15 protein-coding genes are annotated in these 14,223 nt (G+C 66.7%); 9 read left to right on the top strand and 6 right to left on the bottom strand.

What is annotated here, in order from left to right:
- The first annotated feature begins 202 nt into the window (after positions 1-202).
- From AB0313_RS14190 to AB0313_RS14215, 6 genes are all read left to right on the top strand, one after another.
- Positions 203-2,323, top strand: coding sequence for an alpha/beta fold hydrolase (locus tag AB0313_RS14190; RefSeq protein WP_366306232.1), 2,121 nt, complete (start codon positions 203-205; stop codon positions 2,321-2,323).
- A 254-nt stretch (positions 2,324-2,577) separates the two neighbouring features.
- Positions 2,578-3,087 carry an amino-acid N-acetyltransferase gene (locus AB0313_RS14195; RefSeq protein WP_141944441.1) on the top strand — a complete coding sequence of 170 codons (510 nt, stop codon included), beginning with the start codon at positions 2,578-2,580 and terminating at the stop codon, positions 3,085-3,087.
- Between the two features lie 249 nt (positions 3,088-3,336).
- Entirely contained in the window at positions 3,337-4,338 is a 1,002-nt protein-coding gene (gene dhaK / locus AB0313_RS14200) for a dihydroxyacetone kinase subunit DhaK (RefSeq protein ID WP_366306234.1), read from the top strand.
- 2 nt (positions 4,339-4,340) lie between these two features.
- Positions 4,341-4,973, top strand: a complete 633-nt coding sequence (gene dhaL / locus AB0313_RS14205; protein WP_141944438.1) for a dihydroxyacetone kinase subunit DhaL — start codon at positions 4,341-4,343, stop codon at positions 4,971-4,973.
- The gene (gene dhaM, locus AB0313_RS14210) at positions 4,970-5,695 is read left to right on the top strand and encodes a dihydroxyacetone kinase phosphoryl donor subunit DhaM (protein WP_366306236.1); all 726 of its coding nucleotides are present in this window, start codon (positions 4,970-4,972) and stop codon (positions 5,693-5,695) included. The genes dhaL and dhaM overlap by 4 nt, the downstream gene beginning before the upstream one ends.
- 35 nt (positions 5,696-5,730) lie before the next feature.
- On the top strand, positions 5,731-5,904 hold the full coding sequence (locus tag AB0313_RS14215) for a hypothetical protein (RefSeq protein ID WP_174237547.1): 174 nt from the start codon (positions 5,731-5,733) through the stop codon (positions 5,902-5,904).
- Positions 5,905-5,930: 26 nt separating this feature from the next.
- Here AB0313_RS14215 and AB0313_RS14220 read toward each other — a convergent pair whose 3' ends face one another.
- Together AB0313_RS14220 and AB0313_RS14225 are read right to left on the bottom strand one after the other, a co-directional pair.
- On the bottom strand, positions 5,931-6,362 hold the full coding sequence (locus tag AB0313_RS14220; protein ID WP_141944434.1) for a DUF3592 domain-containing protein: 432 nt from the start codon (positions 6,360-6,362) through the stop codon (positions 5,931-5,933).
- A 58-nt stretch (positions 6,363-6,420) separates the two neighbouring features.
- Positions 6,421-7,347, bottom strand: a complete 927-nt coding sequence (locus tag AB0313_RS14225; RefSeq protein ID WP_366306364.1) for an A/G-specific adenine glycosylase — start codon at positions 7,345-7,347, stop codon at positions 6,421-6,423.
- A 175-nt stretch (positions 7,348-7,522) separates the two neighbouring features.
- Here AB0313_RS14225 and AB0313_RS14230 point away from each other — a divergent pair, with 175 nt between their 5' ends.
- Positions 7,523-8,230 (top strand): hypothetical protein, encoded by a 708-nt coding sequence (locus AB0313_RS14230; protein ID WP_366306239.1) that lies wholly within the window; start codon positions 7,523-7,525, stop codon positions 8,228-8,230.
- Between the two features lie 147 nt (positions 8,231-8,377).
- Here AB0313_RS14230 and disA read toward each other — a convergent pair whose 3' ends face one another.
- The 3 genes from disA to AB0313_RS14245 form a co-directional block, all read right to left on the bottom strand.
- Positions 8,378-9,454, bottom strand: coding sequence for a DNA integrity scanning diadenylate cyclase DisA (gene disA / locus AB0313_RS14235; protein ID WP_141944430.1), 1,077 nt, complete (start codon positions 9,452-9,454; stop codon positions 8,378-8,380).
- A gap of 269 nt (positions 9,455-9,723) precedes the next feature.
- Positions 9,724-10,212 (bottom strand): 2'-5' RNA ligase family protein, encoded by a 489-nt coding sequence (locus AB0313_RS14240; RefSeq protein ID WP_366306241.1) that lies wholly within the window; start codon positions 10,210-10,212, stop codon positions 9,724-9,726.
- 60 nt (positions 10,213-10,272) lie between these two features.
- Positions 10,273-10,503 carry a hypothetical protein gene (locus AB0313_RS14245; protein WP_366306243.1) on the bottom strand — a complete coding sequence of 77 codons (231 nt, stop codon included), beginning with the start codon at positions 10,501-10,503 and terminating at the stop codon, positions 10,273-10,275.
- Positions 10,504-10,684: 181 nt separating this feature from the next.
- Here AB0313_RS14245 and AB0313_RS14250 point away from each other — a divergent pair, with 181 nt between their 5' ends.
- Entirely contained in the window at positions 10,685-12,298 is a 1,614-nt protein-coding gene (locus AB0313_RS14250; RefSeq protein ID WP_141944424.1) for a peptide chain release factor 3, read from the top strand.
- A 6-nt stretch (positions 12,299-12,304) separates the two neighbouring features.
- Positions 12,305-13,534, top strand: coding sequence for a beta-ketoacyl-[acyl-carrier-protein] synthase family protein (locus AB0313_RS14255; RefSeq protein ID WP_307309586.1), 1,230 nt, complete (start codon positions 12,305-12,307; stop codon positions 13,532-13,534).
- Between the two features lie 104 nt (positions 13,535-13,638).
- Here the strand turns inward: AB0313_RS14255 and AB0313_RS14260 are convergent, their stop codons facing one another.
- Positions 13,639-14,127, bottom strand: coding sequence for an NUDIX domain-containing protein (locus tag AB0313_RS14260; RefSeq protein ID WP_366306246.1), 489 nt, complete (start codon positions 14,125-14,127; stop codon positions 13,639-13,641).
- Between the last annotated feature and the right edge of the window lie 96 nt (positions 14,128-14,223).

Here is a 14,223-nt window from a genome sequence, read left to right on the forward strand (position 1 = left end):
GCGCGCTGATCGGCCGACAAAGAACTACTTGAACGCAAAACTGCTCCCCGGAAGTCGAAACTGAATTTTCAGTCCAACTTCCGGGGAGCAGTTCACACGGAGCGGCGGGGCTTTCGCGTTGCCACGTCACTCCCGTGGCTGCCTGGACCGCAGAGGCGCGTGGCGGCTGTGACGGGCGGCACAAGCCGTGTTGAATCGGGGCATGGCTAATCAGAATCCGGCGATCCCGGACGAGCAACCACTGACCCCTTTCCACGACCTCGACCACTACCTGTCCATCCCGCGGGTAAGCGGCCTGGCCCTCAGCCCGGACGGTTCGCGTTTGGTGACCACCGTCGCCACCCTGAACGGCAAGGGCACCGAGTTTGCCACTGCCCTGTGGGAGCTTGACCCGGCCGGGCAGAAGCGCGCGCGGCGCATCACCCGCAGCGCCAAGGGCGAGGCGGGTGCGGCTTTCGCCGCGAACGGCGACGTCTACTTCACGTCCGCGCGTCCCGACCCGGACAGCCCGGACGAAGAGCCGGTCAACGCACTTTGGCTCCTTCCCGCGGATGGCGGCGAAGCCCGGGTGGTGCTCAGCCGTCCGGGCGGCGTCAGCAAGGTGATGACGGCCAGGGATGCCGATGCGGCGTTCGTGACGGCCGAGGTACTGGCCGGGTCCGCCGACGAGGAAGACGAGGCCGCGCGGCGCGGGTCCCGCAAGGATATGAAGGTCTCGGCCATCCTGCACAGCGAGTACCCGGTCCGTTTTTGGGACGCCGACCTGGGCCCGGGCCAGCCCCGGATCTTTGCGGTGGAGCAAGGGGAAGACAAAGGTGCCGGCAGGCCGGCGACTGTTGACGCCACCGCGCCGTTGGTACTGCGCAATCTCACGCCGGACGCCGGTCCGCGGCTGAGGGAGGCAGAGACGGTGGTCAGCCCGGACGGTAAAACGATCTACAGCAGCTATACGAAACCCCTGGCCAGGGCGGACAGCCGTTCCATCCTGGTGGCGATTGATGTGGCATCAGGCAGCCGCAAGGTCCTGCTCGACCACGAAGGAATGAGCTACTTCCCCGGCCCGGTCAGCCCGGACGGCAGGACCCTTGTGGTTGTCAGCGAGAGCGATTCCACGCCCCGGCGGGCCCCTGAAATCAAGATGCACCTGCTGGACGTCTCCGGGGCCGCCGGGAATGCCAGCGGCCTGCAGCCACTGGCCCACGACTGGGACCGCTGGCCAAAACCGGCGGCATGGCTTCCGGACGGCTCCGGCATCCTGGTCACAGCGGACGACGACGGCGCGTCACCGGTTTTCCGGATCAGCGTTCCGTCGGCTGCCGTTGAAGTAGGCGTCACCCGCCTGACGCAGGACGCCGCGGCATATTCCGACGTCGTAGCCTCGCCTGAGGGACGCAGTGCGTATGCCTTGCGCAGCTCCTACCAATTCCCCGCCGAAGCCGTGAAGATCGATCTCGCCACAGGGGAAACCACCCGACTTCCTGCCCCCGCTGAACGACCGTCCTGCCCCGGCCGGTTGGAACGGATCGCGGCCACGGCCCGGGACGGCTCCCGGGTCCCCGCCTACCTCGCCCTCCCCGAGGGCGCATCGGCAGACAATCCGGCGCCTCTGCTCCTGTGGATCCACGGCGGTCCGCTGGGGTCATGGAACGCCTGGACCTGGCGCTGGAACCCTTGGCTCCTCACAGCAAAGGGATACGCCGTGCTGCTGCCGGATCCTGCGCTGTCCACCGGTTACGGGCAGTCCCATATCCAGCGCGGCTGGGGCTCCTGGGGCAACGCGCCGTTCACGGACCTCATGGCCGTTGCCGACGCGGCCGTCGCACGGCCGGACATCGATGAGACCAGGACTGCCGCGATGGGCGGCTCCTTCGGCGGGTACATGGCCAACTGGGTGGCGGGCAACACCGACCGGTTCAAAGCGGTTGTCACCCACGCCAGCCTGTGGGCGTTGGACCAGTTCGGCCCCACCACTGATGCCTCGCAGTACTGGCTGAAGGAAATGACCGAGGAAATGGCGCTGGAAAACTCGCCGCACCTGCACGTCGGGAACATCAGCACCCCCATGTTGGTGATCCATGGGGACAAGGATTACCGCGTTCCCATCGGGGAAGGCCTGCGGCTCTGGTACGAGCTGCTGTCCAAGTCCCGCCTCGCGGCTGACCAGGACGGGCAGACGCCCCACCGCTTCCTTTATTTCCCCGACGAAAACCACTGGGTCCTGCAGCCGCAGCACGCCAAGGTTTGGTATCAGGTGGTGGAGTGGTTCCTGGCCAGGAACGTCCTGGGCCAAGAGACCGACCTGCCGGCCGAACTAGGCATCTAGATTCGTGGTCATCGCGCCGTCGGCCGAGACATCTGCCGGCGCCTGCACGTTCCTCGCCTTGACGGCGCCTACACAAATGCCTGACCGCCGATGCTTGAGGGCGGACCACCATTAGCGAAGTGAGGGCGCCGGTGCTATTTGTGTAGCTTGCGTCAGAGCGACGAAGGAGCAGCAAGCGGCAAATGGCGCCGGTACCCGAATGCCCCAGCCCGTCCGCAACCAATAGCAGCCGTCGCGCCTCGTAGGATGGCTTTGTGACCGACTCCTTCCACATCCGCCCAGCACGCACCAGCGACGTCCCTGCCATCAAGAGGCTGGTGGCGCCCCTGGCCGAGGAGCGCATCCTGATGGCGAAGGAGACGGTGGCCTATTACGAGAGCCTGCAGGAATTCCGCATCGCAGAGTCCAGCGACGGCGAAATGATCGGTTGCGGGGCGCTGCACGTCATGTGGGAGGACCTCGCCGAAATCCGCACCTTGGCAGCATCCGGGGAGTGGCGCGGCAAGGGCGTGGGACATGTCCTGGTGGAGAGCCTGCTGGAGGAAGCGCGTGCGCTGGGAGTCTCACGGGTCTTCTGCCTCACCTTTGAAGTGGACTTCTTCAAGCGCCATGGGTTCGAAGTAATGGCGGACCAGTCAGCGGTGGACCCTGAGGTCTACTCCGAGCTTCTTCGCTCCCATGACGAAGGCGTAGCGGAATTCCTGGACCTGGCACGCGTCAAGCCGAACACTCTCGGCAACACCCGGATGATCCGGACCCTCTAGCAAGATGTAGTGTCCACTTCCTGCGGACCCCTCTTGGTTTTATTCGATTTGATGGATAAACTGGCCGAGGCCGATATGTGGGGGGCCTCAGGAAAGGGACAGTCATTGGGGGCTGTCCCTTTCCTGCGTCCGGCCCAGCGCTCCACTCTTGCAGGCGAAAAACCCGGGCTGACCGAACCTACCGCCCGTGGTGACCCCGGTAGTAGGGTCGGAGACACATCCTTCAGGAGCACAGCCAGGAGCACCGCCATGAAGAAACTCATCAACGATCCAAAAGCCGTCGTCCAGGAAACCGTCCAGGGCTTTGGCCTGGCGCACGCAGGGCTGGTGAATGTCAGTGAAGACCCCATTTACATCACACGCAAGGACGCGCCTGTGGCCGGCAAGGTGGGGCTGGTTTCCGGTGGCGGCAGCGGGCACGAGCCGCTGCACGCCGGTTACGTTGGACAGGGTATGCTCGACGCCGCCGTGCCGGGGGCTGTATTCACCTCACCTACGCCGGACCAGATCCTTCCGGCCACCCTCGCGGTGAACTCGGGCGCCGGGGTGGTGCATATCGTCAAGAACTACACCGGGGACGTCCTGAATTTCGAAACGGCCGCCGAGCTGGCGGAGGCGGAAGGCGTCAGCGTCCGCACCGTCCTGGTCAATGACGACGTAGCGGTGGAGGATTCGCTGTACACGGCAGGCCGCCGCGGCGTGGGCGGTACCGTGCTGGTGGAAAAGATCGCCGGCGCCGCCGCCGAGCGCGGTGACGATCTCGACGCCGTTGCCGCCGTCGGTGAACGGGTCAACGCCAACGTCAGGACCATGGGTGTCGCCTTGTCTGCCTGCACGGTTCCGCACGCGGGGACGCCGAGTTTTGACCTGGCCGAGGACGAAATCGAGATAGGCATCGGTATCCACGGTGAGCCGGGGAGGCACCGGATCGCCATGGAAAACGCGGACAGCATCACCAACCGCCTGCTGGAACCCGTCCTGGCGGACCTGAAGATCGCATCCGGCGACAAGGTCCTGCTGTTCGTCAACGGCATGGGCGGCACCCCGCTCAGCGAGCTCTACATCGTATACCGCAGGGCCGTGCAGGTACTGGCCGACGCCGGCGCCACGGTGGAACGTTCGCTGGTGGGCAACTACATCACCGCGCTGGAGATGCAGGGCTGCTCCATCTCGGTGCTCAGGCTCGACGACGAGCTGACGGAACTCTGGGATGCGCCCGTGCACACCGCCGCGCTTCGCTGGGGCGTGTAACCATGCACCTGGACGTCAATTGGGCGGTGAAGTGGCTTACCCTGTGCGCGCAGGCCATGGCTGAGCACCGTGTTGAACTCATTGAACTGGACCGGGCCATCGGGGATTCGGACCACGGCGAGAATATGGACCGCGGCTTCCAGGCCGTCCTGGCCAAGCTTGGTGAATCCACTCCGGAGACGCCGGGGGCGGCGCTGAAGATGACCGCCATGACGCTGATGTCCAAGGTGGGCGGGGCAGCCGGCCCCCTTTATGGCACCGCGTTCCTTCGCGCCGCCACCGCCCTTGGGGATTCTGCCGAGATCGATGCCGCAACGCTGGCAGCTGCCCTTGCTGCCGCGCGCGATGGCATCGTGGCGCGCGGAAAAGCGGAGTCCGGGGACAAGACCATGGTGGACGCGTGGACCCCGGCCGTTGACGCTGCACGGGCAGCGGCCGACGGCGGCAGCACCAACGTCCTCGGCGTCCTGGTTGCGGCCGCCGAGGCTGCCGAAGCAGGGGCAGTATCAACCGATCCCATGGTGGCCCGCAAGGGCCGCGCCAGCTACCTGGGTGAACGCAGCGCCGGCCACCGGGACCCTGGTGCTGTCTCCAGTGCGCTGATCCTGCGCGCCGCCGTCGGGGCGGCTGCGTGACCGTCAGCATCGTCGTGGTGTCCCACAGCGAAAAAATTGCCGACGGAGCGGTGGAGCTTGCCGCCCAAATGGCGCCCGACGTCGTCATTCTGCCCGCCGGAGGCACCGATGACGGCAGGATCGGCACCAGCCTGGAGAAAGTCCTTGCTGCCCTGGAACAGGCGGGCACCAGCGGGGACGGGACCGGGACGACCGGGATGGGTGCAACCGGGACAGTGGTCCTGACCGACCTGGGCTCGGCCGTGATGACCGCCGAATCGGCGCTGGAGTTCCTGGAAAACCCCGCCGGCGTCCTGCTTGCCGACGCGCCGCTGGTGGAAGGACTGGTGGCGGCGGCCGTCGCCGCCCAGGGCGGGGCGGACGTGCATGCCGTCAGGAAAGCGGCTGAAGCGGCGCGGGGTGCGGCGGCCCAGCCGGGGCCGGGAGGGGCGGACTCGGGGACGGAGCCTGTCAGCAGCGCAGCCCCCGACTGTACGGGGGACTTTGAGCTGGTGAACCAGGCGGGCATGCATGCGCGGCCTGCCGCAAAGGTGGCAGGAGGCCTGGCCTCCCTTGACGCCGAGGTCACCATCAACGGCGTTGACGGCGCCTCCATGACCGGACTGATGACCCTTGGCGCAGGCAAGGGCACAGTGCTGCATGTGGAAGCGTGGGGGGCGGACGCGGAACGTGCCGTGGAGTACGTGGGCGGCCTGGTGGAGGCCGGCTTCGGCGAGCCATAGGCTCCCCGGCCGTCCCTGGGAATAAGCTCGATGGCATGGAACGGCCGTTTACAGAGAACTCCCAGGAAATTGAAGTGCTGGACGGCCAAATCTCCGTGGAGGAACTGCTCGCGGAACTGGGCTTCGACTGGAGTGCTGAAAAGGCGGCCAGCGGCGGGGCGCTTGAAAATCCAGACGGCGAAACTTTCACCCAGCCGGCGCTCTTCTAGCCCGGCGTCTTCCGGGAGGCCTTGGCCTAGCCCAGCGGGAAGACGCCGATGAACCAGAACGAGGCGACGGCAAACACGGCGAAGAACGCAATCAGGCATCCCATTGCCGTGCGCGGCTCGGATGAAACCTGGAGTGACTCGTTGGGGTTAGCCGGGTTGTAGGCCACTTCGATCAGCGATCCGGGCAACGGCTGCTTCACGCCGGAAATCTCCGACTTGCCCATGAAGAGGGTGCCTTGTGGATCCGTGAACTGGTACGTGGGGTAGTAGCGGAGATTCCGGCTGGCGCCGCCCACGCCGCCGGTCCAGCCGGTGGTGCTGCCGGTGACTGTGGCCTGCGCCTTGGGCCATTGAGCCATCAACCGTGCCTGACGCCTGGTCCGCCGCCCCGCATAGACCAGCGAAAAAATCGCGGCAGCAATGAACAGCGCCCACACGATGTACAGAATGGTTTTCATGGTTCCCCCGGCTCCGGTCACCAAGAAGTATGCCATCCCGGCCCGCGCGGCCGGCCGGTCAGGCTGGGAGGCGGAAGCCGCCGTCGTGCATTTCCGCCAACCCGTCCGCCAGCAGCCCCGCCAGCGCCCGCTCCAGCTGCTCCGGGGCGGAGTTGAGCCGGTGCAGCGCGGCGAGGGGCACGCCTATCCCTTCCGCGGCGTATCCAAGGTCGGCAGGTTCACGCTGGAACATATCCGGGTGCACCGGTGCCTCAGCCAGCCGCAGCACGGCCATGACCGCGCCCCGCACCTGCCGGTCCGTGCCGTGCCAGGACTGGCCCTTTGGAACGTACGACGGCGGCGGCTCGCCCGCCGCGAGCCAGGCACAGGAATCCTTCACCGGGCAGGCAGCGCACTTGGGTGCCCGGGCAGTGCACACCAGCGCTCCCAGTTCCATGACTGCTGCGTTCCAACGCACTGAGGTTTCGTCGTCGTCCGGCAACAGGGCCGCCGCCAGGCGCATCTCCGCTGCCGTCAGGGCCGGAGCCGGAAGCGCGGCGCCGGAAACCAGCCGGGCGTGCACCCGGCGGATGTTGGTGTCCACCACCGTTTCCCGGCGGCCGTAGGCGAAGGCTGCAACGGCTGCAGCCGTGTAGCTGCCCACCCCGGGAAGGGCCAGCAACTCCGTATAGGTGTCCGGAACCTTGCCGCCGTGGTCCTGCACGATGGCAGTTGCCGCGGCGTGCAGCCGAAGCGCTCTCCGGGGGTACCCCAGCCGGCCCCAGGAGCGCACAGCCTCTCCGGCCGGTTCTCCCGCGAGGGCGGAGGGGGTGGGCCAGCGTTCCAGCCACTGGTGCCAGACCGGAAGCACGCGCACCACAGGGGTCTGCTGCAGCATGATTTCGCTGACCAGCACGCCCCAGGGGGAGCAGTCCGGCTCGCGCCAGGGCAGGTCGCGTGCGATGCCGTCGAACCAGGAGGTGACCCGGCGGTGGAGCACCTGCAGGTCTGCATGGCCCGTTGCGGCATCCGCGGCAGCGGTGGAGGGGGAGGTTTGAGTGTCGATGCCAACACTGTAATGGAAGGGCTCCGCCGCGCCGCAAACCGGGTGTGACCAGAGCAATGGGCGCGCGGCGGCGTGGTGGCAGTGCAGAACCGGCGGGTTTCCCTAGCCTAGGAGGATGGGCAGGCAAGGCAATTCACCAGCACGCGGCACGGCAACGGGTTCCAGCACCGTCCGGAAGCCGAGCGCCGCGGTCTACCGCCGCCGCCGGCTGGTTGTTGGCGGCGCCCTGTTGCTGGTGATCGTGCTGCTGGTCAGCGGGTTTGCGCTGGCGGGTGCCTTCACTGGCGGCTCGCGGCAGGCATCATCCGCGCAGCCTTCTTCCCCCGACCCTGCTGCCACCGGCGCAGCCACCCCCTCTGCTGCCGCCGCGCCTTCCGCTTCAGTATCGGCAGCACCTTCCGCAACGCCGTCGCCCACCGCTTCCGCAACGGCCACCTGCAACCAGAACCAGGTCACGGTGGCCGCTTCCACGGACAAGCCGGCCTACGGCCCCGGCGAAAACCCCATGCTCACGCTGAAGGTGACCAACGGCGGGACCGTCCCCTGCGAGGTCAACATCGGAACGTCGCAAATGGAATTCCTGGTGACCAGCGGCTCGGACCGGATCTTCTCGTCAAAGGACTGCCAGGCCTCCAGCGAGGACCTGGTGAAGGTGATTGCTCCCGGCGCAAGCGAAACCGCAAACTTCCCCTGGGGCCGGAACCGCAGCACGGACGGCTGCAAGGCAGTGGCAGCAGCTCCCGGCGGCGGGGGTGCCTACTACATCTTCACCGCGAAGCTGGGCTCCCGTGCAAGCCCAAAGGCCGTCTTCCAGCTGAACTGACTTTCGCACCCCATCGATTGCTCCGTAGTTGTCGTTGTGGGGGCTGAAAACGACAACTAGTCAGCAATCGATGTGGTTTAGCCGTAGCGCTGGGCTGGTGCTGCAGGGGACCGGGCCGGCATGGTCCTGGGTTCGGCCGCGCAGGGCTTAGAGGAAGCGGTCCAGGAGGCTGGCCTCGGCCATCCGGCTCAGGCCCTCCCGCACCGTGCGGGCACGTTGGTCGCCGATTCCGTCCACTGTCATGAGGTCGTCGATCGTGGCGGCCATGAGGTACTGCAAACCACCGAAATGGTCCACCAGGCGGTCCGCCACCGCCTTGGGAACTGCCTTGAGCCCTGACAACAGGCGGTAGCCACGGGGCTGGACCACCGCGTCCAGGTTTGCTTCACCACCGGCGAACCCTACGATCGCCGAGATCTTCCCCAGGTCAATAAGCTCCGTGGGACCCAGGCTGACCAGTTCATGGACGGCTTTCTCGATGTCCTCCGCGGAGGCATTGGGGCTGGCATAGTCGCGGATGATCACGTCACTGCCCGGGCCCCGGCCCACGGTGAGCTCGTCGAGCTGAAGGGAGAGGAGCCGGCCGTCTTCGCCCAGTTCCAGGACGTACTGTGAAATTTCCTCGGAAATGCGGCGGACCATTTCCTGCCGCTGGAGGGTCACGGCCACATCCCGCACCGTCACCATTGCCTCGATTTCGAGGGCAGACAGCGAACTGGTCACCTGGTCCAGGCGGGCGCGGTAGCGCTCCAGGGTGGCGAGAGCCTGGTTGGCACGGGCAAGGACGTTTTCTGACCCCTCCAGGACATGCCGCAGGCCGTTGACGTACAGGGCGATGATCTGCATGGACTGGCTTACGGAGATAACGGGGACACCGGTTTGCTTGGCCACCCGTTCGGCGGTGCGATGGCGGGTACCCGATTCCTGCGTCTCGATGCTCGAATCAGGCACCAGCTGGACCGCGGCGCGCAGGATGTTGCCCGCGTCCTTGTCGCAAATGATGGCACCGTCCATCTTGGCCAGTTCGCGCAGCCGGGTGGGCGAGAATTCGATGCCGATATCGAACCCGCCGGAGCAAATGGAGTCGATGGTGCGGTCCGAGCCCAGGACGATCAGGGCGCCGGTACGTCCCCGGAGGATGCGTTCCAGGCCGTCGCGAAGGGGAGTTCCGGGGGCAACCCTGCCCAGAGTTGCCCTCAGCGATTCTTCGGGGCTCCGCGCCATAGGTGTTTCCCTTCAAAGGTGCGGACCGCCGCCCGCAGGAATGCCGGCTTCTGCAGTTGGCCGGCAGGATCGAAAAATGCTCTGATTCCCGCAAGCTCAATGATAGGGGTAAGAAACCCGAGTTCCGCACGGGCAAGCCCCAAAGTGCCCCATTAGGGGGTACCCGGAACCGCTGGCAAAACGCAGTTTTCACACCGGGCCGGACAGGCACTTTTGTCCCTTTTAGGTCCCGGACGCGGCGGCACGTGCCCGGATGCCCACGCTCGGGTTTACAGCGGAGTGACCGTCCTGGTGCTGCTGTCCCAGAGACGCGCGGCCGTGCACCGTCCTTCCACGCGCAGGTCCAGCAACTCCATGGCTGTTCCCAGTTGCCCGGCCGGGATGCGGCGGGAAAGAGTGACGTGCGGCGTCCAGCCTCCCGGAAGCGTCAGCGGCAACCCGCCGGTCAGATTGCAGTGGACCTGCCGGTGCAGTTGCAGCAGGGGAGTGCTCAGCAGTACCGACCTGGCCAGGACGTACTTGCCTGGGCCCGCTGGAAAAACGATCACTCCCGAGAATGCGATGTCCAGGGGAAGCGCCTGCCACGGACCGCCCTCCGTGAATTCCAGCTCCCCGCCGGCGGCAAGCGTGATGTGCGGACTGTTGCTGGGGGAGGTGTGGGCTGCCAGGCTGGGCACGCCCGCGGCCTGGAGCCGCGCCCAATCCGCCCTGATGAGGGAATCGGTGGGGTCATCAAAGACCAACTCGACGCTGCGCATGGACCCATCATGCCGTCACCGGGGGTTGGTACGCCGGAGAAGGTGCCCGGCCGGGCAGGGTCAGCGCCTGCGTTCCCTGAGCATCCGCTCCAGGTCCCTGCTGACTTTCGAAAGGGACGCGGCCCTGAGCGCCCTGTGCTCCGCGGGCGTCTGGACCCCTGGCTTTCCGGCGCCATCTGACGATGCGCCGGAGGTGGAGCCCTGGTCGCCAGCCGGGCGGGGACCGTTGGCCAGTTTGGTGGCCAGGGGGTCGAAGAAAAGGTTGCCGGAGAAGGTGGCGCCATGGATCATGCGCACACGCTATCCGGCCTGCATTTCGCGGCCTTGAACGTCCCGTTTCGCCCGCGTTAAGCGGAACCGGTCCCGTTTGCGGCCCTGCGATAAACTTGTACTTTGGCCGTTTGCCAATGACATTCCCGCCCTCGAGTCGCACACCGCCCCGGGCAGAAACAACCGCAGCGAAAGTAGCACCGTGTCCCAAGATGTCCTGACCCCCGCCCGGATCTCCGCGATTCACAAGGAAGCGGGCCGCCGCAGGACCTTTGCCGTTATTTCGCACCCGGACGCCGGAAAGTCCACTCTCACCGAAGCGCTGGCCCTGCATGCAAAAGTGATCGGTACGGCGGGTGCCTCCAGCGGCAAGGCCAACCGCAAGGAAACTGTCTCCGACTGGATGCAGATGGAAAAGGACCGCGGCATCTCCATCAGCTCGGCCGCCCTGCAGTTCTCCTACCGCGACACTGTCATCAACCTCCTGGACACCCCCGGACACGCCGACTTCTCGGAAGATACCTACCGCGTGCTCGCCGCCGTCGACTGCGCCGTGATGCTCGTGGACGCCGCCAAAGGCCTGGAAACCCAGACCATGAAGCTCTTCGAGGTCTGCAAGCAGCGCAACCTGCCCATCATCACCGTCATTAACAAGTGGGACCGCCCGGGCCTGGATGCCCTGGCACTGATGGACGAAATCACCGAACGCACCGGCCTGCAGCCCATGCCGCTGACGTGGGCCGTGGGCATCTCCGGCGACTTCCGCGGCGTCTGGGACCTGCGCAACGACCGCTTCGCCCGGTTCCAGCGCAATAACGCCGGGGCACAGATCGCCATCACCGAGTACTTCACTCCCGAGGAAGCCGCGGAGGACCAGGGCAGCAACTGGTCCGACGCCGTGGACGAAGCCGGTTTGGTAGTCGAGTCCAACCTTGAGTTCGACGTGGAGGCGTTCCACGCGGGCCAGGCAACCCCCATCCTGTTCAGCTCGGCCGCACTGAACTTCGGTGTGAAGGAACTGCTGGACGCGCTGGTGGACTTTGCCCCGCCGGCCGCACCCCGGCCGGACATCGACGGCAACCCCCGCCCGGTCGAGTCCCCGTTCTCCGGCTTCGTGTTCAAGGTCCAGGCCGGCATGAACAAGGCCCACCGCGACCACGTGGCCTTCATCCGGGTCTGCTCCGGCGTCTTCGAACGGGGCATGGTGGTCACCCAGACCCGGACGGGCAAGTCGTTCGCCACCAAATACGCACAGCAGGTCTTCGGCCGAGAACGCGAAGTCATCGACGAGGCCTACCCCGGGGACGTTGTGGGCCTGGTCAACGCCTCATCGCTGCGTGTAGGGGACAGCCTCTTCCTTGACGAAGCCGTGGAGTACCCGGCCATCCCGCTGTTCGCCCCCGAGCACTTCCAGGTGGCACGCTCCAAGGACCCCAGCAAGTTCAAGCAGTTCCGCCGCGGCATCGAGCAACTGGAACACGAGGGCGTCATCCAGCTGCTCCGCTCCGACCTCCGCGGAGACCAGGCGCCGGTGCTTGCCGCCGTCGGGCCCATGCAGTTCGAGGTGGTGGAGGACCGCATGGCGCATGACTTCAGCGCCCCCATGCGCCTGGAGCGGCTGCCCTACTCCCTGGCCAGGATTACGACGGCGGATGCCATGCCGGCGTTGGCAAACGTACCGGGCGCGGAGGTACTTTTGCGGTCCGACGGCGAGTACCTTGCGTTGTTCAACGACGTGTGGGCGCTGCGCCGGATCGAGAAGAACCACCCGGACCTGACCCTCGTGCCCATCGGCACCCACAACCCCGCTAAGTAAGGCACCGTGAACACTCCCGCACCCCGCGCCGTCGTCACCGGTGCCGGCACCATCAACCCCATCGGTGCCGGCGTCAAGGAAACATGGGAGGCCCTGCTGGACGGGCGCTCCGGTATAGGCAACCTTGGGCAGGACTGGGCGGAACAGCTGCCGGTGAAGATCGCGGGGCAGGTCAGGGCGGATCTGTCGGCCCACCTCAGCACCCGCGAAATGAAGCGCATGGACCGCTGCGGGCAACTGGCCCTGATCGCTGCGCGCGAGGCCTGGTCCCAGGCAGGCGCACCGGAAGTGGATCCCGAGCGGTTCGCCGTGGTGATTGGGTCAGCGTACGGCGGCCTGGGGTCCACCATTGAGCAGGACCGCACGCTGAACCAGTCCGGTCCGCGCAAGGTCTCGCCGCACACCCTGACCCGGCTCATGGCCAACGGCCCCGCCGCGTGGGTGTCCATCGACCTCGGAGCCCGCGGCGGCGCCCGCACCCCCGTCAGTGCCTGCGCCTCCGGGGCGGAGGCGATTGTCCAGGCAGCCGAGCTGATCCGGTCCGGCGCCGCCGACGTCGTGATTGCCGGTGGCGTGGATGCCTCGGTGAATGACCTGGTGATCAGCGGGTTTTCACAGATCCGGGCTTTGTCCACCCGCTCCGGCGACCCGCAGCTTGCGTCGCGTCCGTTCGACGCCGGCCGGGACGGCTTTGTGCTGGCCGAGGGTGCCGCCGTGGTGGTGCTGGAGAGCGAAGCGCACGCCCGTTCCCGCGGCGCAGCAGTGTTGGGGGCCGTCGCCGGTGGGGCCGTGACCTCCGACGCCAACGACATCGTGGCTGCCGATCCCGCCATGCAGCGCCGCGTCATGCAGAAAGCGCTGGCCTCTGCAGGCCTGCAGCCGGGGGACGTCGGATTCGTCCATGCGCATGCCACCTCCACACCCGTGGGAGACCGGCTGGAGGGCCAGGCCATCAGCGACGTCTTCGGGGCCTCCGTTCCCGTGACGTCCACAAAGGGGCATACAGGCCACCTGCTGGGCGGCGCAGGTGCGCTGGCCGCCGTCGTGGCTCTGGAAGCCCTGCGCACGGGCCGGCTTCCCGGCACGCTGAACGTTGACGCGCTGGACCCGGAGGTGGACCTCAACGTCATCACCGCGGCCACCCACGAGCTCCCGCCGGGTTATGCACCGGCAGGGCTGGTGAATGCCTTCGGCTTCGGCGGCCACAGCGTGGCCCTGGTCCTCACCGCTGGTTAGCCAAAACGCCGACAACGCCGGTACGGTGCGGGAACGCCGGTACGGTCCGGCGTCCCGGCACCGATCCGGCGATCCGGATGCAGCAGGGCTTCCAAGCGGGTGAACTAGCTGTCCGCCATGTCCTCAACCAGTGCCTCGAGGACGGGCAGCTGGCCTTTCACGAGCTTCAGCCGGGCCTCCTGCTCCGGAAACCAGCCGGCGTCGTCAATCTCGGGGTAGTGCTGGATCCGGCCGGACCCTTTGGGCCACTCCAGCGGAAAGGTGTTGCTGCTGATCACCTCGGGGGCGAAATCGGCCTCCGCCGTGTAGACGGTGATGAGCTTCCCGGAGGATTGCCGGAACTCGCCCAGCAGCCGGTAGGCGGCTTCGGGGGCGGCAGTTCCCATCTCCTCTGCGAACTCGCGCAGTGCGGCGGCCAGGGGGTCCTCGCCGTCGGCATACTCGCCCTTGGGGATGGACCAGGCGTGCACGTCCTTACGGGCCCAGAACGGGCCGCCCATGTGCGCTATCCACACCTCCAGCGCGTCCCGCGTGCCCCCGGAGCCGGCCACGTCCTGCCTGTACAGCAGCAAGCCTGCGCTTCGAACGGGCATCGATCCTCCAAACGGGTCACTTCGCAGACGAAGTGCAGTTGCCTTCCGCCGTTAACGTGGCGTTCACGGCGCTGCTCTAGGTTATTCCCTCAGGCA

It is taken from the genome of Pseudarthrobacter sp. NPDC080039, from assembly GCF_040702335.1.
GTDB lineage: Bacteria > Actinomycetota > Actinomycetes > Actinomycetales > Micrococcaceae > Arthrobacter > Arthrobacter enclensis_A.

Bases quoted from the DNA above. Each gene is read 5' to 3' on its own strand.
- AB0313_RS14190 (WP_366306232.1), top strand. From the start codon at position 203: ATGGCTAATCAGAATCCGGCGATCCCGGACGAGCAACCACTGACCCCT.
- dhaK (WP_366306234.1), top strand. From the start codon at position 3,337: ATGAAGAAACTCATCAACGATCCAAAAGCCGTCGTCCAGGAAACCGTC.
- disA (WP_141944430.1), bottom strand. From the start codon at position 9,454: ATGGCGCGGAGCCCCGAAGAATCGCTGAGGGCAACTCTGGGCAGGGTT.
- AB0313_RS14215 (WP_174237547.1), top strand. From the start codon at position 5,731: ATGGAACGGCCGTTTACAGAGAACTCCCAGGAAATTGAAGTGCTGGAC.
- dhaL (WP_141944438.1), top strand. From the start codon at position 4,341: ATGCACCTGGACGTCAATTGGGCGGTGAAGTGGCTTACCCTGTGCGCG.
- AB0313_RS14220 (WP_141944434.1), bottom strand. From the start codon at position 6,362: ATGAAAACCATTCTGTACATCGTGTGGGCGCTGTTCATTGCTGCCGCG.
- AB0313_RS14260 (WP_366306246.1), bottom strand. From the start codon at position 14,127: ATGCCCGTTCGAAGCGCAGGCTTGCTGCTGTACAGGCAGGACGTGGCC.
- AB0313_RS14230 (WP_366306239.1), top strand. From the start codon at position 7,523: ATGGGCAGGCAAGGCAATTCACCAGCACGCGGCACGGCAACGGGTTCC.
- AB0313_RS14240 (WP_366306241.1), bottom strand. From the start codon at position 10,212: ATGCGCAGCGTCGAGTTGGTCTTTGATGACCCCACCGATTCCCTCATC.
- AB0313_RS14245 (WP_366306243.1), bottom strand. From the start codon at position 10,503: ATGATCCATGGCGCCACCTTCTCCGGCAACCTTTTCTTCGACCCCCTG.